General features: G+C 39.4%; 17 protein-coding genes. 10 read left to right on the top strand and 7 right to left on the bottom strand.

Annotated elements, in window-relative coordinates; all coding sequences use genetic code 11:
* The first annotated feature begins 49 nt into the window (after positions 1-49).
* The 5 genes from ACSVH6_RS04290 to ACSVH6_RS04270 all read left to right on the top strand — a co-directional run bounded on the left by ACSVH6_RS04290 (position 50) and on the right by ACSVH6_RS04270 (position 5,410).
* Entirely contained in the window at positions 50-1,600 is a 1,551-nt protein-coding gene (locus ACSVH6_RS04290; RefSeq protein ID WP_438075926.1) for a T9SS type A sorting domain-containing protein, read from the top strand.
* A gap of 139 nt (positions 1,601-1,739) precedes the next feature.
* Entirely contained in the window at positions 1,740-2,849 is a 1,110-nt protein-coding gene (locus ACSVH6_RS04285) for a S1/P1 nuclease (RefSeq protein WP_438075924.1), read from the top strand.
* A gap of 196 nt (positions 2,850-3,045) precedes the next feature.
* Complete coding sequence (locus ACSVH6_RS04280; protein WP_438075922.1) at positions 3,046-3,651, top strand: DUF2238 domain-containing protein; 606 nt, start codon at positions 3,046-3,048, stop codon at positions 3,649-3,651.
* Between the two features lie 35 nt (positions 3,652-3,686).
* The gene (locus tag ACSVH6_RS04275; protein ID WP_438075920.1) at positions 3,687-4,376 is read left to right on the top strand and encodes an MbnP family protein; all 690 of its coding nucleotides are present in this window, start codon (positions 3,687-3,689) and stop codon (positions 4,374-4,376) included.
* Positions 4,376-5,410, top strand: a complete 1,035-nt coding sequence (locus tag ACSVH6_RS04270) for a cytochrome-c peroxidase (RefSeq protein WP_438075918.1) — start codon at positions 4,376-4,378, stop codon at positions 5,408-5,410. The genes ACSVH6_RS04275 and ACSVH6_RS04270 overlap by 1 nt, the downstream gene beginning before the upstream one ends.
* A 419-nt stretch (positions 5,411-5,829) precedes the next feature.
* Here ACSVH6_RS04270 and ACSVH6_RS04265 read toward each other — a convergent pair whose 3' ends face one another.
* Entirely contained in the window at positions 5,830-6,870 is a 1,041-nt protein-coding gene (locus ACSVH6_RS04265) for a PLP-dependent cysteine synthase family protein (RefSeq protein ID WP_438075916.1), read from the bottom strand.
* Between the two features lie 80 nt (positions 6,871-6,950).
* Positions 6,951-9,014: a S9 family peptidase gene (locus ACSVH6_RS04260; protein WP_438075914.1), complete on the bottom strand. Its 2,064-nt coding sequence runs from the start codon at positions 9,012-9,014 to the stop codon at positions 6,951-6,953.
* A 129-nt stretch (positions 9,015-9,143) separates the two neighbouring features.
* On the opposite strand from ACSVH6_RS04260, the gene ACSVH6_RS04255 reads away from it, so the two are divergent.
* Entirely contained in the window at positions 9,144-9,467 is a 324-nt protein-coding gene (locus tag ACSVH6_RS04255; protein WP_438075912.1) for a YbaB/EbfC family nucleoid-associated protein, read from the top strand.
* Positions 9,468-10,055: 588 nt separating this feature from the next.
* On the opposite strand, the gene ACSVH6_RS04250 is transcribed toward ACSVH6_RS04255, so the two are convergent.
* Positions 10,056-11,081: a threonine aldolase family protein gene (locus ACSVH6_RS04250; protein WP_438075910.1), complete on the bottom strand. Its 1,026-nt coding sequence runs from the start codon at positions 11,079-11,081 to the stop codon at positions 10,056-10,058.
* A 70-nt stretch (positions 11,082-11,151) separates the two neighbouring features.
* On the opposite strand from ACSVH6_RS04250, the gene prfB reads away from it, so the two are divergent.
* A protein-coding gene (gene prfB / locus ACSVH6_RS04245; RefSeq protein WP_438075908.1) for a peptide chain release factor 2 occupies positions 11,152-12,247 on the top strand; the annotation gives its coding sequence in 2 pieces (ribosomal slippage) (positions 11,152-11,214 and positions 11,216-12,247; 1,095 coding nt in all).
* 73 nt (positions 12,248-12,320) lie between these two features.
* Positions 12,321-13,319 carry a UDP-3-O-(3-hydroxymyristoyl)glucosamine N-acyltransferase gene (lpxD, locus tag ACSVH6_RS04240; RefSeq protein WP_438075906.1) on the top strand — a complete coding sequence of 333 codons (999 nt, stop codon included), beginning with the start codon at positions 12,321-12,323 and terminating at the stop codon, positions 13,317-13,319.
* 232 nt (positions 13,320-13,551) lie between these two features.
* Here the strand turns inward: lpxD and ACSVH6_RS04235 are convergent, their stop codons facing one another.
* From ACSVH6_RS04235 to ACSVH6_RS04220, 4 genes are all read right to left on the bottom strand, one after another.
* Positions 13,552-14,325 carry a dienelactone hydrolase family protein gene (locus tag ACSVH6_RS04235; RefSeq protein ID WP_438075904.1) on the bottom strand — a complete coding sequence of 258 codons (774 nt, stop codon included), beginning with the start codon at positions 14,323-14,325 and terminating at the stop codon, positions 13,552-13,554.
* A 116-nt stretch (positions 14,326-14,441) separates the two neighbouring features.
* Complete coding sequence (locus ACSVH6_RS04230) at positions 14,442-15,665, bottom strand: porin (RefSeq protein ID WP_438075902.1); 1,224 nt, start codon at positions 15,663-15,665, stop codon at positions 14,442-14,444.
* 134 nt (positions 15,666-15,799) lie between these two features.
* Positions 15,800-17,119 carry an anion permease gene (locus ACSVH6_RS04225; RefSeq protein WP_438075900.1) on the bottom strand — a complete coding sequence of 440 codons (1,320 nt, stop codon included), beginning with the start codon at positions 17,117-17,119 and terminating at the stop codon, positions 15,800-15,802.
* Positions 17,120-17,139: 20 nt separating this feature from the next.
* Complete coding sequence (locus ACSVH6_RS04220; protein WP_438075898.1) at positions 17,140-17,784, bottom strand: DUF47 domain-containing protein; 645 nt, start codon at positions 17,782-17,784, stop codon at positions 17,140-17,142.
* Between the two features lie 194 nt (positions 17,785-17,978).
* Here ACSVH6_RS04220 and ACSVH6_RS04215 point away from each other — a divergent pair, with 194 nt between their 5' ends.
* Positions 17,979-19,607 carry an acyl-CoA carboxylase subunit beta gene (locus ACSVH6_RS04215; protein ID WP_438075896.1) on the top strand — a complete coding sequence of 543 codons (1,629 nt, stop codon included), beginning with the start codon at positions 17,979-17,981 and terminating at the stop codon, positions 19,605-19,607.
* Positions 19,608-19,615: 8 nt separating this feature from the next.
* Positions 19,616-21,259, top strand: a complete 1,644-nt coding sequence (locus ACSVH6_RS04210; protein WP_438075894.1) for a pseudouridine synthase — start codon at positions 19,616-19,618, stop codon at positions 21,257-21,259.
* The last annotated feature ends 38 nt before the right edge of the window (positions 21,260-21,297 follow it).

Genomic DNA, 21,297 nt, shown 5'->3' with positions numbered 1-21,297 from the left:
GTTATTGGCTTTTTTCTCAACTTTGCAATGTATATAATTACATCCTCACATGAAAACAATCCGTATTTTAATCGTTATTCTCCTATTCCAACTTTCAGGTAACGCACAGCAATTTGAATGGTTGGCCACCCCTGCTATCACTTTCGGGTTTAATACGGAAGGAATTGGTTATCCTACGACTTCCGACAGTCAGGGAAATGTTTTTGTTTGTGGATTCAAAGATACGCCTCTACCCTATACCGATATATTCGGAAACCTATGGCTATTAAAATACAACTCGGCCGGGCAACTACTCTTCAGCAAAACCATAACCGGATCTGTCAATGCTTATAAAATGACGGTTGATGCTGCCGGGAATCTCTATATCGCTGCTGCATATGTCAACGAAATTACGGTAGACGCGCTGCACATTACCACCAACTTTCAAGGGGTAAAACCCATCTTATTAAAGTTCAATAACAATGGTGACCTGCTTTGGCACAAAAGCATCACAGGAGACTTTGTAGACCACTTCAAATCCTTGACGACCGACAGTACACTGAATGTATACATTGGTTATGATAATTTTCTGGATTCACATATTGAAAGGCTCGATTCAGAAGGCAATTCTTTAATGACTATCACTCAAACCAGTGTTAAATCAATAGCTTCTGTCAGTGTAGATACAGAAGGAAATATTTATGCCACGGGCTCTTGCGCCGAAATGAATGTGGATTTTAATGGTACGGGGTTAATCAATACACTTCCATACAATACCTACCTCGTTAAATACAATCCGTATGGTCAGCTGCAATGGATGCATTTCATAGAAGATGTTACCTGTCCCGAGCCACAAGTGGTTGCACACACTCCAGACGAAGTCTACTTCAGTTCCTATCTGACCGGTAATTATAATTTTGGACCTATCACTACTGAAGGCCCATCCAACGGGGCGAATTCCGATTTCTTCTTGACCCGATTAAACTCGGCCGGAGTATTTCAGTGGGTCAAAGAAGTTCCGGGCAGTGGCGAGTTAATGCTAGGCAATCGCAATTTCCTCACCTTAGACAGCCATGGAAATCCCTATTTAACGGCTCGGTTCAGAGGAACTATTCAGTGGAATCCAAGTTTGACTACGCAGTCTGTCAATTTCAACAACGATATACTGGTACTAAAGTTCAATCCTCAGGGTGATATTGTATGGGGAAAAACCGCCGGTGGTACATCGGAAGACCGTACCGATGGCATTACAGTCCTACCCGATGACAGTGTGATTATTACCGGTATGGTCAACGGAAATGTAACTTTCGATGCACTGACTCACAGTTCATCCGGGAGCAATTTCTATCCTTATGTAGCCAAAATCAGTTCTTCATCATTAGCAATCCCGACTGTGACACCTCATCCTGTCACACTCTATCCTAATCCCGCCACAACAGCGCTGACCCTCAGTACTCCTAACTATAGAGGCACAGCTGCTATATACTCCGTTTTAGGTCAGTGCTTAAAAGTACTGAATATCACAACAGACGAAACTACAATGAATACCGATGACTTTGCTCCGGGAACCTATTTTATCCGAACAGCCAACCAACAAGTGGCTAAATTCATAAAGTTGTAATGATTTTCTTGTGGTAAAAAAATGCTGTAACAAAGAAAAACATCGATTTTTGCCGCTTTTTCAAACGAACCAAACACAATTAACATATTTTTAAAATCACTTTCCGAAGAATAAAATACATTGGTCAAAAATTTTGATCATGATAAAGAAACGCTTCATTACTGTTTTATTCTTTTTAGTTTTAATAAATACTTCTAAAACCTTTGCCTGGGGAAGTAAAGGACACGCTTACGTAGCCGAAGTCGCTTGGCATTACCTGGATAATGAAACAAAACGAAATGTATTGTACTATCTGGATGAAATGTCTATAGAGCAAGCGGCCAACTGGATGGATGCCATTAAAAGCGATCATGCCAATGACTACATGAAACCCTATCATTATATTGACATCGAAAAAGGCAGCAAAGAAATGCCTGCCGGAGATAATATCATTACCGTTCTGAACAAAACCCTGAAAGAACTGGACAACAAAGACAAGCTGGACCGCGAAGGAATACGAAGACGAATACTATTCCTGTTCCACCTCATCGGCGACCTGCATCAGCCGCTGCACATAGGATATCCCGGTGATAAAGGGGGCAATGATATCAAGCTGAATTTTGTCGGAACCGATTCAAATCTTCATTCCGTTTGGGATTCCGGGATTATTGAACACACCAACATGCAATTGGCAGAAATCTTAAAGTCAGACACCTACACGCCTGAACAAAGAGAAGCCATTAAAAAAATTGACCTGATAGCTTGGGCCGCTCAAACACGCGCTTATCTTAAAAATGCCTACACCATTAACGATACTAAAATCAATGAATTTTATGTAAACGATAACGCTAAAATCATCAAATCCCAATTGCTCAATGCCGGTATTCGGTTAGCCGCGGTGCTGCAGCATTATTTTGAAAAGGTAGAAGATCTAAGCCCGACACAAACCGCCTTAAAAAGAGTTGCCATTACTATCGAAGTAAACAAAGCCGCCAGTTATGAAGGGCAACTGGTAACGGTTTGTTCCAAAGTATACAGCACCAAATACCTGGACTCTTCCAAAAGCAAACCTACTTTTCTCAATGTAGGAGCCGATTACCCAAATGCGCCGCTAACTATTTTCATTGAGGAAAGCAATCGGGCTAATTTCAGCAACAAACCGGAGGAATACTATCGGGACAAAAACATTTGCGTCACCGGAACCATCAGAATGTATAAGGGTAAACCCGAAATTATTGTCAGTAAAGAATCTGAAATAGGAATTCAGTAACCCAGCTGAAATGCTCATAATACCAAAAAGCAAATCCCCTCTACGGATTTGCTTTTTTTTATGAATCAACTTCAGGCAAGTGATCAGATTTAAAATCTATTGTCCTGTTAAAAATAATTGATTTGAAATATACTGCTAAAACAGAAGCGTCAATGAAACTTCCGTTTTATATATTTGTGTAACAATCTTTTCTATTATGCCAAAATCAATTCGGTTATACTTATTTCTTTTTTTCATTGGCCTGGGTCTTTCAGCCATACAGCCCAAGGAATATTTTACTTGGTTTTTAGAAGTGGTACCGGCTCTGATAGGCATTATAGTGCTGGCCTTTACTTATAAACGCTTTACGTTCAGTTCGTTTACCTATGCTTTTATTTTATTGCATTGTTGGATACTGTTCATCGGCGGACATTATACCTATGCCGAAGTTCCTCTGTTTGACTGGATCAAAGAAACATTCCATCAATCCCGCAACAACTACGATAAAGTAGGCCACTTCATGCAAGGGTTTGTACCGGCTATGATAATACGAGAACTGTTTATCCGAAAAAATGTAATTGCAAATCATAGCTATTTTAATTTTATTATTGTAACAGTGTGTCTCGCCATTAGCGCCGCATACGAATGGATTGAATGGTGGGTTTCGTTGGCTACCGGCAGCGGTGGCGATGCTTTTTTGGGAACTCAGGGGTACCTTTGGGACACGCAATCAGATATGCTGTTCGCAACTATTGGCGCGGTCATGATGCTGTTGTTTTTCAGTAAAAGCCAAGATAAAGCAATGCGCCACGCAAAGAAATAACGCCTTTATCGTCTAAGGAATAAACCCGGGTTAAAATGAATAAAATAGTCCTGTATTGTGTAATGCTGATAGCCGGAACGCAAATTATGCGAACCCAAAACACGCATGCTGTCAGCCTGCAGTTCTCCCCTCTTTTTGAAAACCAACGATTGGAATTAGGCAAAAAATATGATTACGGGAATCCAAAAAGTACCATTTCAATCACCGAATTCAAATGTTATGTTTCCCATTTCGAATTTTATAAAGAAGGACACCTCTCCTACACCGCGGAAAACAGCTATTTCCTGCTCGATGCATCTGCTCCTACTTCTTTAACCCGTACCCTCAACATCCCGAATACGGTTGCCTATGATGAAGTCCGTTTCTATATGGGAGTCGATGACAAAACCAATGAAAACGGTATCGGTGAGGGCGATTTAGACCCAAGTCTGGGCATGTATTGGACCTGGCAAACGGGTTACATCAACCTCAAAATCGAAGGAACTTCTTCCGAAAGCAGCCGCGCGGATAAAGCATTCCAATTTCATCTTGGCGGATTCATAGCACCTTATGCTTCTTTTCAACTCATTACCCTCAAGCCTGTTTCGAGCGATACTATTGTTGTCGCTTTAGCCATCGACCGCTTCCTGCAGGCAGTCTCCCTGAAAGAAACAAATACAGTCATGTCTCCCGGTGAAAAATCGGTAAGTTTGTCAAAAACAGCAGCACAACTATTTCGTTTGTAATGAAAAAACAACTCTTTGCCTTATCCTTATTGGTAATCGTCTCTGCATTCCTGAACAAAGACGAAAGCGAAGTGTATTTCTATATTCCTCAAAACTGGCCGAAACCGGTTTACGATGTAGTTAAAAATCCGGTAACCAAAGACAAAGTGGCCCTGGGCCGAGCATTGTTTTACGACCCCATACTTTCCAAAAACAATACCATCTCCTGCGCCAGTTGCCACTCTCAATACACGGCTTTTGCCCACATCGATCATAAACTGAGCCATGGCATTGAAGACAGAATCGGCACCCGTAATGCTCCGGGCCTCTTTAATTTGGCCTGGAACAAAACTTTTATGTGGGACGGTAGCGTGCATCATTTAGATGCCCAAGCCATAGCTCCTTTGAGTAACCCGTTGGAAATGGATGAAAAACTGGAACACGTAGTAGCCAAACTGCAATCGTCCAAACGCTATACCGCACTCTTTCAAAATGCGTATGGAGACTCCTTAATTACCGGAGAGCGTACTTTAAAAGCCATCTCACAATTTATGCTGACGCTGATTTCGGCCAATGCCAAATATGACAAAGTAATGCGCAAAGAACCGGGCATCGCATTCATTGAAAGTGAGAATAACGGGTATGCCCTTTTCAAACGAAATTGTGCCAATTGTCATAAAGAACCACTATTCACCACAGGAGAATATGAAAATAATGGCCTGCAACCCGATAGCATACTGCGCGACAGCGGTCGGATGAAAATTACCCACGACCGCCGGGATTCGTTGCGGTTCAAAGTGCCCAGCCTGCGCAATGTCGAAGTAACCTCTCCCTACATGCATGACGGCCGCTATCCCAATCTGCAAATGGTGCTTTTTCATTATACGCAAAATGTGTATCATTCCCAAACCTTATCCAAACCCTTGGAAAAGAAAATAGTACTCTCTGAAAAAGAAAAAGGCGATATCATCAGTTTCCTGAAAACATTAACAGATGAAACATTCTTAAGAAACCCAAAATACGGTTATCCCAAAGCCACTTTCAGTACAAAATAGTCTCATACTCCTTATTTAGTATAAAATCCGTTTGCCACCGGTAGGGTTTTGCAACGTTCCCATAGGGTTATGTAATATCCCGAAAGGGTATCAATGCATTGCAAAAGGGTTAGTAAACATCCCCGCAGGGTTTTATAGTATCCCAATGGGGTGATGTAGTTTCACCATGGGGTTTTACAATTTCCCGTTGGGGTTATCCGGTTTCCCCTTGGGGTTTTCCGGCATCACAATGGGGTTTTAGAACTTCCCCGTGGGGTGATTGAGTTTCCCCAAATCATTCAGAGCATCACTGATGATGAACAAAAGTCTTCAAAAAAGCAGCCTTTAAGCCAACTAATACTAGGTAAACATGCTTAAATATTATCAAAAAAAAAACTCCGAGAATCTTCTCGGAGTTTTTTTATCTGTATGACTATCTTTTATTTGATAAATTCTACTTTTTGTACTTCTTCTGCATTAATGCTGTCAAAGAATCCTTGTTCGTTCATCCAATCATCACTGAATACTTTACTCATATAACGCGAACCGTGATCAGGGAAAATAGCAATTACATTACTTTCGTCGGTAAATTCACCTTCGTCAGCATATTGCTTAATGGCCTGCATTACCGCTCCCGAAGTATACCCCACAAACAATCCTTCTTTCTTGGCAATTTCACGAGTAGTATGAGCACTTTGCTCATCATTTACTTTCATGAAATGATCAATTAAATCAAAATCAGTTGCAGTAGGAATAAGGTTCTTCCCAAGACCTTCAATACGATAAGGATAGATTTCATTAGCATCTAATTCCTTAGTCTCATGATATTTTTTCAATACCGAACCGAAAGCATCAACTCCTAAGATTCGGATGTTTGGATTTTTTTCTTTTAAATACTTAGCCGCTCCCGAAATGGTTCCTCCTGTTCCGCTGCAAGCAATCAAGTGCGTGATTTTTCCGTTGGTCTGTTCCCATATTTCAGGTCCCGTTGACTTGTAATGCGCATCAATATTCAATTGATTGAAATACTGATTGATGTAGATTGAACCTTTGGTTTCTTCATGTAAACGCTTAGCCACATTGTAGTAAGAACGCTCATCATCAGCGGAAACATGCGCCGGACAAACATATACTTTAGCGCCCAGGCTACGCAACATGTCTATTTTATCTTTGGAAGATTTAGAGCTTACCGCCAATATACAGTTGTATCCTTTGATGATACTTACCATAGCCAAACTGAAACCCGTGTTCCCGGAAGTCGTTTCGATAATGGTGTCACCCGGAGATAAAATCCCTTGCCTTTCAGCTTCTTCAATGATGTATAATGCGATTCTGTCTTTGGTGGAGTGCCCCGGATTGAAAGCTTCAACCTTAGCGTAAAAATTTCCCGGTAATGATTCGGTGATTTTATTAAGCTTAATCAACGGAGTATTCCCTATTAAGCTTAATACATTATCGTGAGCTTTTATATCTTCTTTCATAAAATAAATTAGTCAAGGCGTATTTATCGACTCAAATTTAGAGTCTTCTAAACTTTGCAAATTTAATAAAATATTTTAAACTATCTTTTTATTCCTTCTAAATCTAATAAAAAACTGTATTCTTTGGCGATTTCCTTAATGGCTTCAAATCTTCCCGATGCTCCCCCATGCCCTGCTTTCATGTTGGTATCCAAGTACAACGGATTGGCATCGGTTTTAACTACTCTCAATTTAGCAACCCACTTTGCTGGTTCCCAATATTGTACCTGAGAATCATGGAGCCCGGTAGAGACATACATCGCCGGATAATCCTGAGGCAACACATTATCATAAGGCGAATAGGAAAGCATGTAATTATAATATTTCTTGGTATTGGGATTTCCCCATTCATCATATTCGCCTGTTGTTAACGGAATAGTATCATCTAACATGGTCGTCACAACATCCACAAAAGGGACTTGTGCAACGATTCCATGGTACAAATGCGGTGCCATATTCACTATAGCTCCCATCAACAACCCTCCTGCCGAACCGCCTTCAGCATACAAATGTCGGGCGGAGGTATATTTGGCGTCAATCAGAAATTGAGAACAGTCAATGAAATCCGTAAATGTGTTTTTTTTCTTTAAAAGCTTCCCGTCTTCGTACCATTGACGCCCTAAATCCTCTCCGCCGCGAACATGGGCAATAGCATAAATAAAGCCTCTATCTAACAAACTCAAACGGACTGTGGAAAAATAACAGTCCATCGTAACACCGTAGGAACCGTATGCATACAACAACAAGGGATTCTGTCCGTCTTTTTGAATGCCCTTTCGGTATACCATCGAAATGGGTACTTGCGTACCATCCTGAGCAGTGGCCCATATACGCTCTTCTATATAATTGTTTTTATCGAATTTACCTCCTAAGACTTCCTGCTCCTTCAATACCGTTTTCTCTTGAGTGCGCATATTAAAATCAATGACAGAGGATGGAGTTGCCAGCGATTGAAAACTATACCGAAGAATTTCAGTATCAAAATCGAGATTGGTAGTAGTATAAGCCGTGTAAGTTTCGCTGTTAAAAGGCAAATAGTACTCTCCTGTTCCGCTCCAAGGCATAATTCGAATAGTATTCAAACCATTAAAGCGTTCCGAAACAACCAAATAGTCCTTGAAAATATCAATATCTTCTAATAAAACTTCTTCTCGATGCGGAATAACTTCTTGCCAGTTTTCCTTAGCAGTCAATGCTTCCGGTGTTTTCATCAACTTGAAGTTGGTTGCTTTATCTTTGTTAGTCACTATGTAAAAATGCTCTCCAAAGTGCGACACCGAATATTCCAGCCCCCTCGTACGTTTCTGAAACACCTGAAACCTGGCATCCGGTGTAGCGGATAACACAATTCGGTATTCTGTAGTCATCGTGCTGTTAGAATTAATAATGAGGTATTTTTTTGATTTTGATTTATATATCGACACATCGAAGGTATCGTCTTTTTCAAAATAAACCAAAGCATCTTCACTAACCGGAGTTCCAACTTTGTGCTTGTATATTTTATCAGCTCGTAGGGTGACTTCGTCTTTACGTGAATAAAATAAAGTCTTATTATCAGAGGCCCAAGTAGCGCCGCCTGTAGTATTTTCTATTTTTACGGGAAGAATTTCTCCCGTTATCAGGTTTTTAATCTGAATGGTATATTGTCTTCTTGAGACCGTATCAATTCCAAAGCTGGCCCAAATATTATCTTCACTGATACTTAAACCGGCCAGATTGAAGTAGGAATGTCCTTTTGCCATTTCGTTACAATCAAACAAAATTTCTTCCGGAGCTTCCAAACTTCCCTTTTTTCGGGCATGAATTGGGTAATCTTTCCCTTTTTCAAAACGAGTGATGTAATAATAGCCATTGTAAAAATATGGTACGGATTCATCATCTTCTTTGATACGGGCTTTCATTTCTTCAAACAATTCATTCTGAAAGGTTTTGGTATGAGCCGTAGCTTTGTTGTAATAATCGTTTTCCTTATTAAGGTAATCAATCACTTCCGGATTCTCACGATCATTCAACCAAAAGTAATTATCAGTTCGGATATGACCATGCTTATCCAAAGTATGTGGAATAATTTTGGCTATTGGAGGCTGTATAGTGGTTTCGGGCATGTAAAGTGTTTTATTGACTTTACAAAAATAACTATTATGCAAGCATAAGTTTTGAATGTTCCAGGAAGTTATGCACTTAGAAATTAACAAATCTTTGCTATTTTTGCGGTATATAAAAACTGAAAAACTATGTTTGGAGACCTAATGGGCATGATGGGAAAACTCAAAGAAACCCAGCAAAAAATAGAAGAAACTAAAAAAAGATTAGACACCGTTTTAATTGACGAGCAAAGCACCGACGGCTTATTGAAAGTAACACTGACCGCTAATCGTAAAATCAAAAGCATCGAAATGGACGAAAGTCTTTTGCATGACAAGGAGCAATTAGAAGACTATTTGATTTTGACGCTGAATAAAGCTATTGAAAAAGCCTCTAATGTAAACGAAGCCGAACTGGGAGCGGTGGCCAAAGAAGGTATGCCGAATATTCCTGGCATGGACAAGTTTATGTAAACAGTTCTCACATTAAAAGATGACACTTAAGGAAGCTTTCAGGCTTCCTTTTATATTTTAACCATCTTCCAAGATTACTCAAAAAGAAACATTTGTAACATTGGAGGCAATCTATCTGCTATGCAAAGCCTCTTATGATATTTCAGTATTTGCCATAGCTCACAGTCAGGCATGCTTCAGCATGCATCTTCTGAAAAGACTTCAGTATTACCGCAAAACAACACTCGCATAAGTAAAGGGTATAACAAAGAACACATCGGCATCGCATCCTTTTTAAAATCATGAAAATCAAAAAAATAAGCAAAAAAAAGCCAAAAGAAAATTTGAATTTTTGAGAAAAAATTTTAACTTTAACAAGTTTATGGCTATTTTTATGTCAAAAAGCAGAGAACATAGAAGGGTAAAACATTTGAGCCGCATTGACTTCAAATCAGAAAGCAGTGGTTTCAAATTAGTCGTCATGATTCTGTGCGCCTTGGCGTTTTTTTCTCTGGTGCTTTTTTTTCTTTATGCACTGTACACCGATTATATTTCTTCCAATTGGCACTACTAAGCCGATGATGAAACGCAATTCTAAATTTAAAGCATTTAGAACACCATCTTATGCAGGGTTTCCATCACATACTCGTGCATTACCTGACGGTAATCAAGATGAGTAACAATGCGTAATTTACCCTGTCCCATAGAACTGATTAAAATGCCTTTGGCTTTTAATTTTTCGATGACTGTTTTTTCGTCCAGGGCTTTACGTACTTCAAAAATAAGGATATTCGTTTCGACAGGCTCGACCTTTGCAACCCAAGACAATTGTACCAATAATTGTCCTAATTCTTTTGCACGACGATGATCATCTGCCAAACGGTGAATGTTATTTTGCAAAGCATAAATACCCGCTGCAGCTAGATATCCAGCCTGACGCAGGTTGCCACCAAAAATTTTTCGGATACGCAGAGCCTTTTTCATAGTCACCGCATCTGAAATCAAAACCGAACCAACAGGAGCTCCCAGTCCTTTGGAAAAGCAAACCGAGATGGTATCAAACAATTCTCCATATTGCTTAGGTTGCTCCTTTTTAACCACCATCGCATTCCACAAACGGGCGCCATCCAAGTGATATTTTAGGTTATTATCAGTACAAACTTGCTTTATTTTTTTCAGTTCTTCTATATCATAACAAGCCCCACCCCCTTTGTTGGTGGTATTTTCTATACTGACCATTTTTGACAAAGGCATATGATAAAACTCCGGGTCATTAATTCCAGCTCTGACTTGTTCAGCGGTAATCATACCGCGGTCGCCATCCAATAAATTAAAATTCACACCACTGTTAAACGAAGCACCTCCTGATTCATACAAATGAATGTGTGACCATTTATCACAGATAATTTGATCCCCCGGATTGGTATTTAATTTAATCGCCGTTTGATTAGCCATAGTACCCGACGGAAAAAATAAGGCCGCTTCTTTACCAAACAAATCGGCTACCATTTTTTCAAACGCATTAACCGTAGGGTCTTGTCTGAACACGTCATCTCCAACTTTGGCATTAAACATAGCCTGTAACATTTCCTTTGACGGTTTGGTTACAGTATCGCTGATTAAATTAATTTCCATAAAAATATTTTCTTTGTATTAACAATTCACGAATTGTACCTACTTTTGCGCTTACAAAACTACATTATTTATGACAAATACCGAACAAATAAAAGGTATTGTAGAACGCCTTGGTGCGTTGAGGAGGTATCTTTGACATTGATGCCAAACTCATAGAAATTACCAACGAAGAGGAAAAAACTTTTGCCCCTGATTTTTGGAACAACGCCAAAGAAGCTGAAGCCATTGTCAAGAACCTGCGTTCCAAGAAAAAATGGGTAGAAGATTTTGTCAAAGCTGAAAATCTTTGCGAAGAACTTCAAATTACATACGAGTTCTTTAAAGACGGTGATGCTACTGAAGAAGAGCTGGATAAACAATACGAAATCACCAATTCACATATCGAAAATCTCGAGTTTAGGAACATGCTTTCTGACGAAGGAGACAGTATGAGTGCTGTATTACAAATCACGGCCGGTGCCGGTGGTACGGAGAGTTGTGACTGGGCTTCTATGCTCATGAGGATGTATTTGATGTGGGGAGAGAAAGAAGGATATAAAATCAAAGAACTTAACTTTCAGGAAGGTGATGTAGCAGGAATCAAAACTGTAACCTTGGAATTTGAAGGCGAGTACTCCTTCGGCTATTTAAAAGGAGAAAATGGAGTACATCGTTTGGTGCGCATCTCCCCTTTTGACAGTAATGCCAAGCGTCATACTTCATTTGCTTCTGTATATGTGTATCCATTGGTAGATGACAGTATTGAAATTGACATCAACCCAGCCGATATTGAAATTACGACTTCACGTTCGAGTGGTGCCGGTGGACAGAATGTAAACAAAGTAGAAACCAAAGTACAGTTAGTACACAAACCCACCGGAATTCAGATACAGTGTTCGGAAACCCGTTCACAACAAGACAACCGCCAAAGAGCCATGCAAATGTTACGATCACAGTTGTACGAAATTGAGCTGAAAAAACAACAGGCACAACGTGCAGACATCGAAGCCGGAAAAATGAAAATCGAATGGGGTTCACAAATACGAAACTATGTGATGCAACCCTATAAACTGGTAAAAGACGTCCGTACCGGCTACGAAACCAGCGATGTAGACAGCGTGATGAACGGAAATATTGACGCCTTTTTAAAAGCGTATCTGATGATGATGGGACAAAAGGAGGAATAGTTTTTAACTGCTATTTTTAGGAAATTAAAATTCCTTTTACTTTATTTGGGACCTTAAACCAAATCACTAAGCTATGAAATCATTCTCCCTTGAAGAAATTAATGCCGTATTGTGTGGCGAAATTGTGGGCAGTACTTCTCATAAAATCACAGCTCCCGAACAACTTGAAGCTGCCACTGAGACAGAAATTTCTTTTATTGGAAGCAAAAAATATGAAAAATACTGGCAAAATTCCAAAGCTTGTGCCGCTGTTGTAAATCAGGATATTGCAATCGAACCCGGAGACAACCGCGCTTTCATTAAGGTGAAAAATGCTGATTTGGCGATGTCACAGGTATTGGAACTCTTTGCTCCTGCTCCTCCGGTTTTTAAAAACGATATTCATCCCACCGCTGTTATTGACGAGACTGCCTCTATTGGAAACGGTGTTCGCATTGGTGCACACACCTATATTGGTCCTAATGTTTCTATCGGTGAAAATGTGACTATTTATCCCAACGTTACCATTCTTGATGAATCGTCCGTTGGAAAAAACACTGTAATTTGGTCAGGAACTGTTATCCGGGAACGATGTCATATCGGAGCTTATTGCATATTGCATCCCAATTGTACTATCGGCGCTGACGGATTTGGTTTCCGTCCTTGTCCTGAAAAAGGATTGGTAAAAATTCCACAAATCGGGAATGTCATCATCGGTAACGGAGTGGAAATTGGGGCCAACTCTTGTGTAGACCGTGGAAAATTCAGTTCAACAGTTTTGGGAGATGGTTGTAAAATAGACAATCTGGTACAAATCGGACACAATTCCAAACTGGGCCGATTCTGCATCATGGCCGGAAATTCCGGTTTGGCCGGTTCGGTAACCTTAGGCAATGGAGTTATCATTGGTGGGAGTGCTTCGATAAAAGATCACACCACCATTGGAGACGGTGCCGTCATTGGTGCAGGCTCAGGAGTAGCTTGCGATATAGAAGCGGGCAAAACCGTATTGGGTTACCCTGCAATTGATGCTCGTGATGCTCTGAAACAATGGGCCATTTTAAAAAGATTAGTGAAAGAGAGCACTAAATAAACAACTATTCATTACGAATCGTTAAGCATAAACGACTTTAATTAAAAATAATTGGTAATCACTTTTTGATATCCATAATTAAAACCTATATTTGCACTGAGGATTCTGAAAAGAAGTTACACCTCACCACAATAGTCGATCGCTCCAGGTCGACTTTTGTATTTTTATAGCAAATCAAAAGCCCAAATCGTTATACGATTTGGGCTTTTGTTATACTCATAATAAGAAAATACTACAACACTTCTTTCAGAAAAGCCAGCATGGCTTTCCATGAACGCTTATCAGCTAATTCATTGTAAGCGGCACCTTTTGAATTGTCATTTCCGGCATTTTTATCAGTGAAAGCATGTACAGCATTCGCATAATAAATCATTTGCCAATCCGCTTCTGCTTTTTGCATTTCTACCTGAAAATAATCTATTTCCTGTTTGGATTCATAAGGATCATAAGCCCCGTGTAACACCAATACCTTCGGTTTGATAATCTCAATATCGCGGTCAATATCTCTTCCCAAACCACCGTGAAACGAAACAACTCCTTTCACTTTCATATTCGTTCGGGCCGCTTCAATGGCACCAGTTCCTCCAAAACAATACCCAATTACAACAATATCATCAGGATTGGCACCTTGTTTTACCAACTGTTCTAAAGCCAGCTTAATTCGAATTTGATAAGCCTTAATATTCTTTTTAAAGGTACCTGATAATTCCCCGGCCTCAGCATAATTTGTAGGGCGATTATTTTTACCATAAATATCGGCAATGAATGTAATGTAACCCAGAGTAGCCAACCGTTCAGCCGTGTCTTTGGCATGGTCATCAATACCCATCCAGGCAGGCAAAATAAGTATCCCGGGTTTATTAGCCATGGCTTTGGCTGGTTTTACACTGATACCGCTCAACAGCTGGTCGCCGTCTTTGTAGTCAACCGCAGCAGATTTTGTTTGTGCCGAGAGCGTTACGGAGGCCTGTAGTAGTAAGACCAATAACATTAATTTAGTTTTCATATGTTTATCTGTTTTGTGGTCTAAATTTATAAAATAGTACGCAAAACAATTGTTAATTGTACATAAAAAATAAAAGCGGCTCAAAAGCCGCTTTATATTGAATATTATATGAAAAATTAAATTCCAATCTCTACCTGAAAACGGAAGTACCAATTATTTTTAGAAGTACCATCAAAGTAATCCAACGTATCAAAGGTCAATTCACTTTGCAACTTAAAAGTGTGCTCCCAAAGGTATTTCGTTACGCCCAAGCTGTATTCTTTAGTATTGGGCGTTAAGGCTTTAATATCCTCCCCTGCTTTTTGAGTGGAAAACCTTCCGGTCAATTCATAATTTGATTTGAAAATATAGCTCAGTTGGTAATCAAATCCGCTTCCGACATAAACATAATTGGTTTGCGCCACATTCAGTGGATTTACAGTATTGGCATTATCCTTCGTCGTTCTCGACATATAGGCCATCATAGCTGCCCATCCATTATATTTGAACATCGCATCAAGCAAAACTGATTTCATGGTTCTTCGTTCATACAAATCACTTCCCAATTCTCCTTGGGTTCTACGGGCATGGTTATTTTGCTGAAAGGCTCCTGAAAGCAGCAATTTTGGTTTCTTTTCCCGTTGTACATCGCCTTCAAAATAAATACCGTCTTTAGTAAAAGCACCAAAAGGCATTACTTCTACTTTACCGGTTAAAGCAATTCCGTCATCAGCTTTCCCGGTTTGGTTTCTGCCTTCACCTCCGGTTAATGCTGTTTTAATGTTGTACGAAAAAGTATCCGGTGTCTCGTGGAGGTTGTAAATCTGAAACCCAAAATCTCTGTCGATAGAAAACTTGGCATTGTTAATGGTTCGGTCGGTTAACTGCAAAGCCCCTGAAGAGTTGACCGTTTGACGGGCTCCCGGTAACTTGGTTTGACCAAAACTTAAGCTCCAGTGTTTATTGGGACGGTAAAACATCACAGCGTCACGAATGACATTCAGATTTTGCCCGTCTTTGATTTCACCTACATCACCGGGCGCGAAGGACAATTGGATGGCAAATAAAATCTTAGGATTGATAACATATCCGTCAAAACGCAAACGCAAGCGACGCACCTGGCCATCATAAGCTCCCGGCTGACCTTCATTGTCTATATAGGTGGCCCTGTTTTGCATACGAAAACGAATATTCAATTGGAACAAACTATCCGGTGTGGTTAACCCAACTCCTTTTTTGAAATTGTAATACGGTAAAGCGGCTAATTTAAGATCGTTGTTCGTTTTGGTTTGTACAATGTCTATTTGAGAGTACATCGTAACTGTTAGTAGTAATAACAGTAAAGTGAACTTTTTTTTCATGTTGTGTTGTTGTTTTTGAGTAGTTGTTGTAGTTAATGTTTTTTTAATGATTAGGAAATGATTTTTTAACAAATAAGATTAGCTTATAAAAAAAGCCAACCCTTACAGTCGGCTTTTATATTGATTCTTTTATTTTAAAGAAACAGTTTCAAAATATAGTATACTAACGCTGCTAACACCGCTGAGACCGGAATGGTTAACAACCAAGCCCAAAGCAACTTAACCGTTACTCCCCAACGTACAGCGGAGACTCTTTTAGTCACTCCAACCCCAATGATAGATCCTGTGATGGTATGTGTAGTAGAAACCGGAATTTTAAAATGCTCCGTAGTGAACAACGTCAAAGCACCGGCAGATTCTGCTACAACACCTTCAAATGCTGTAACTTTGGTGATTTTAGACCCCATAGTTTTTACAATCTTCCAACCGCCGCTCAAAGTTCCTAATGCAATAACCGTATAACAAGTCAAGGGAATCCAGCCCGGCATATTGGCTTTAATACCTTTATCATCATCAGGCAAAATCACATTAAGATCTAACCAACCGTCGGACATATTGATATTGGGGTGTGTTTTTATATATACGGCTACAGCAGCGGCAATAATCCCCATTACCTTTTGTGAATCGTTCCCTCCGTGTCCCAAACTGAAGGCCGCAGATGAAAGTAACTGCATTCTTTTCAATACTCGTTCCGCTTTTGCTGTAGAAAAGCTGCTGAAAATCAAATTAAAAATAGCCAAGGCAAAGAAAATCACGGCCACTAAAAACCATTTGATATTAGCCGGTTCGGTCATAAAGCTCCAAAAATGGCTTTCAAAACGAGGTTTCTTGATATCGGCATAAGGCGTCATTACAGTAGAGAAAAACCAAACTGCCAAAACCATTAAGATTACCGTTAAAATTTTCGGATATACATTCTTCTTGGAAGAATACATCAACCATAATGAAATGAAATACGAAATAATCATTCCCAATAAAGGGGCGAATACAATAAAGAGAATAACAATAAACACTCCTGAAGGCAGTAATTCACCTTCCTTTGCAGCTTTGAACCAATTTACAATTTTAAAACCGGCATGCTCAGGATCAGTAACCCCGTTGAAACCGTGTGCTATAGCAGCTCCGGCAAAACCTCCAATAAGTGTATGTGAAGATGAAGATGGAATTCCTTTCCACCAGGTAAATAAGTTCCAAATAATCGCAGCTATGATACCGGCTAAAATAACGGTAAGGTCAATACTGCTGGTATTCGCTGTTTTAGCTACCGTATCGGCCACACCAAAACCAAATACCCAATAAGCCATGAAGTTGAAAAATGCTGCCCAAAGTACGGCTTGAAACGGTGTCAACACCTTAGTAGCCACAATGGTCGCGATTGAGTTAGCGGCATCGTGAAAACCATTGATATAGTCAAATATCAAGGCCAGCACTATAATTACAATTAGTAATGTCATGAGTTTCCTAATTGATTAGTTTATGAGTGTTTAACCGAGATTTGTTCCATAACATTGGAAACACTTTTACATTTATCAGAAGCCATTTCTAACGCAGAAAGCACTTCTTTGTACTTGATGATATTTTTGGCATCCGTTTCATTTTCAAAGATATCCGCAACCGCTTTATCAAATACAGAATCCGCTTTACTCTCTAATTTATTGATTTTTTTACAGGTATCTTTAATCGCTTTCGGATTTTTTAAGTCTTTCAATTCTTTAATCCCAACACCAATTAGTTGACAAGCTTCTAAATTGATTTCCGTTAATTTACGAATTGATTTACTGATTTTTTCAATTTGGTATAAACGCATTCTACTGGCTGCACCATGCATATTATCAGCCACATTATCAATCGCTTTGATTAACGAGTGAATATCTTCGCGATCAAACGGTGTGATAAAGTTTCTGCTTAACTCTAAATGGGTTTTGTGTGTGATTTCTTCAATAGTTGCTTCAAGCTCTTCAACTTTTCTGTAATACTCTTCTCTTTCTGATTTAGGAGCATTAACGGCCTCGTGTAATGTTTCAGCCAATAAAATTAAATTTGCAGAAGCTTGTTCGAATAAAGGAAAGAATTTTTTATCCTTTGGAACCAAAAATTGGAAAATACTGTTTAAAGACATTTTGTTTGATTTTTTATGCCGCAAAGGTATTCTTCTTATGTTAACTCAATATTAACATTTTTAACTAATAAAATACCTGAATTTACAATTCCTTAACATTGATTCTCCGAAAAACCATGTAGGTATCTTTGAAAACGTTTTCGTATTTTAGCACGCTGACAGTACAACACCAAACAAAGTACAAATTTACTACTATGGACATCAACTTCAATAAGAACGAAGATTACAACAAACTTTTATTATCCGATTTAAAACAACATTTTACCAAAGTAAAACTGGGTGGCGGCACCAAACGAATTGAAAAACTACATGCTGAAGGTAAAATGACAGCCCGCGAACGCATCGATTATTTATTAGACCCTAAAGCCAAAAGTATTGAAATTGCTGCTTTTGCAGGTGATGGCATGTATACTGAACACGGAGGTTGTCCCTCAGGAGGAGTCGTTGTCAAAATGGGATATATTAAAGGGAAACAGTGTATCGTTGTTGCCAATGACGCTACAGTGAAAGCGGGAGCTTGGTTTCCTATCACAGGAAAAAAGAACCTTCGCGCACAGGAAATTGCGATAGAAAATCGACTGCCAATCATTTATTTGGTTGATTCCGCCGGAGTGTATTTGCCTATGCAGGATGAAATTTTTCCGGACAAAGAACATTTTGGACGCATTTTCCGTAACAATGCTATAATGAGCAGTATGGGGATTACCCAGATTGCTGCTGTCATGGGAAGTTGTGTGGCGGGTGGTGCGTACCTGCCTATTATGAGTGATGAGGCAATGATTGTAGACAAAACCGGAAGCATTTTCTTGGCAGGAAGTTATTTGGTCAAAGCAGCTATAGGAGAAAACATTGATAATGAAACCTTGGGTGGAGCCACCACACATTGTGAAATTTCAGGTGTTACTGATTACAAAGCCAAAGATGACAAAGATGCTTTAGATCGAATCAAAAGTATTGTCGGTAAAATAGGCGATTATGAAAAGGCAGGTTTCAACAGAGACACACCTCAAAAACCGGCAGCAAAAGAAGAAGATATTTATGGCATAATACCCAAATCTAGAAGCGATCAATATGACATGATGGAAATCATCAAACGACTGGTTGACAACTCGGAAATGGACATGTACAAACCTGATTACGGAAAATCCATCATCACCTGCTACGCTCGAATTGACGGTTGGGCAGTCGGAATTGTAGCCAATCAACGTACCGTTTCCAAAACCAAAAAGGGTGAGATTCAATTTGGGGGAGTTATCTATTCGGATTCGGCTGATAAAGCCACCCGCTTCATTGCCAACTGCAACCAAAAGAAAATTCCGCTGGTATTTCTACAAGACGTTACCGGTTTTATGGTAGGTTCGAAAAGTGAACACGGTGGCATTATCAAAGACGGTGCTAAAATGGTAAATGCTGTTTCCAATTCAGTGGTCCCAAAATTTACAGTAATTATAGGAAACTCTTATGGAGCAGGAAATTACGCCATGTGTGGCAAAGCTTACGACCCCAGATTAATTTTTGCCTGGCCGAGTGCCGAATTAGCTGTTATGGGTGGTACGCAAGCGGCTAAGGTGTTGGCTCAAATTGAAGCTTCTTCCCTAAAAGCCAAAGGAGAAACTGTAGACGAAAAAATAGAACAAGAATTATTCGACAAAATCAAGGCCCGTTATGACGCTCAAGTGTCGCCTTATTATGCTGCTGCTCGTATTTGGACAGATGCCATCATCGATCCTTTGGATACCCGTACCTGGATTTCCATGGGAATTGAAGCGGCTAATCATGCACCCATTGAGAAAAAATTTAACTTAGGAGTGATTCAGGTTTAATTCTTAAAATGCCATCAACTCTTTTTCATCAGTTTCAAACCAACATCTCAGGTATTTCTTTACCGGAAAAATTCACTTTTCCGTTTTATTACGAACCACACCCATTGAGCTTCATTGCTACTCAGGAATTACAAGAATACCTTCAAAATCAGACCGATTTTGAGCATAATTTTGGTTTGAATGAACGACAAGACGGATTCGTTATTGGCAAAATGTTTGGGGTGCTTGTCGTGCAGAACAAAAAAGGAGAGCTGGGACATCTTTGGGCCTTTTCCGGAAAATTGGCAGAACAAAATCACTGGCCTCATTTTGTCCCGACAGTTTTTGACATGCTGGAACACAATAGTTTTTTTAAAAAAGAAGAAATCATTCTCAATGAGTATAATAAGGAAATTGAAACTTTAGAAAATTCTAACGAATATTTAGCCTTAATTGAAACTTTAGAAAAAACAAAAAAACAATTTGAAAAAGAAATTACTGAACAAAAAATAAAAATAAAATCAGGCAAAAAAGAGAGAGCAGAAAAAAGAAAACAACTTCCAAAAGAAGCATATGAATTACTGAACAAGGAAAGCCAGGAAGAAGGGATTTTACTTAAAAAAATGACCCAATATTGGAACCATAGACTTCAGTCCATAGGAACCAACTTAGAAAAATTCACATCCAGAATTAACCAACTAAAAGAAGAAAGACGACTAAAATCTGCTGCTTTACAACAAAGATTATTTGAAGAATACGCATTCCTGAATCAATACAAAGAGCTGAAAAACCTGGGAGCTATTTTTAACGGCAATCCTCCTGCCGGTGCCGGTGAGTGCGCTGCTCCTAAATTGTTGCATTACGCTTTTCAAAACGATTTAAAACCTATTGCCATGGCCGAATTCTGGTGGGGTCAGTCGCCTAAATCTGAAATCAGAAAGCACGGTCAGTTTTATCCGGCTTGTATGGGAAAATGCGAACCTATACTATCACATATGCTCAAAGACATCATTATGGATGACAATCCGTTTGCCGAAAACCCGGCGGAAGGAAAAGAATTAGAAACTGTTTTTGAAGATGATTTTTTAATAGTAGTCAACAAACCTGCCGAATTTTTATCGGTCCCCGGAAAACAAGTAAACGATTCTGTATACAGCAGAATAAAAACAAAATATCCCCAAGCAACAGGTCCTTTGATAGTTCATCGTTTAGACATGTCGACTTCAGGCCTACTACTGATTGCAAAATCGAGCGATGTACACAAAAAATTACAAGCCCAGTTTATCAAGCGAAAAGTTCAAAAGCGTTACGTGGCTTTATTGGATGGCAACATTACAGAGGAAAATGGTAGTATTGATTTACCTTTACGAGTTGATTTAGATAATCGCCCTAACCAATTGGTTTGCTTTGAACATGGAAAGCCGGCACAAACTAAATGGGAAGTCATTGAAAGACGTAACAATCAAACTTTAGTCTACTTCTACCCCATCACAGGACGAACACACCAATTGCGCGTTCACGCTGCTCATGCGCAGGGACTAAATACACCTATAGTAGGAGATGATTTATACGGAACCAAAGCCAATCGCTTGCATTTACACGCCGAAAACATTACCTTTCAGCATCCGATTTCAAAAGAAATAATGAATATTTCGGTTGCCGCTGAATTTTAATGGGTAACAAAATTGATTTTTTGAGTCACATACAAAAA

The sequence above is a fragment of the Flavobacterium sp. XGLA_31 genome (genome assembly GCF_051547105.1).
Classification (GTDB): domain Bacteria; phylum Bacteroidota; class Bacteroidia; order Flavobacteriales; family Flavobacteriaceae; genus Flavobacterium.
This window is presented reverse-complemented; position numbering and strand designations above follow the sequence as displayed.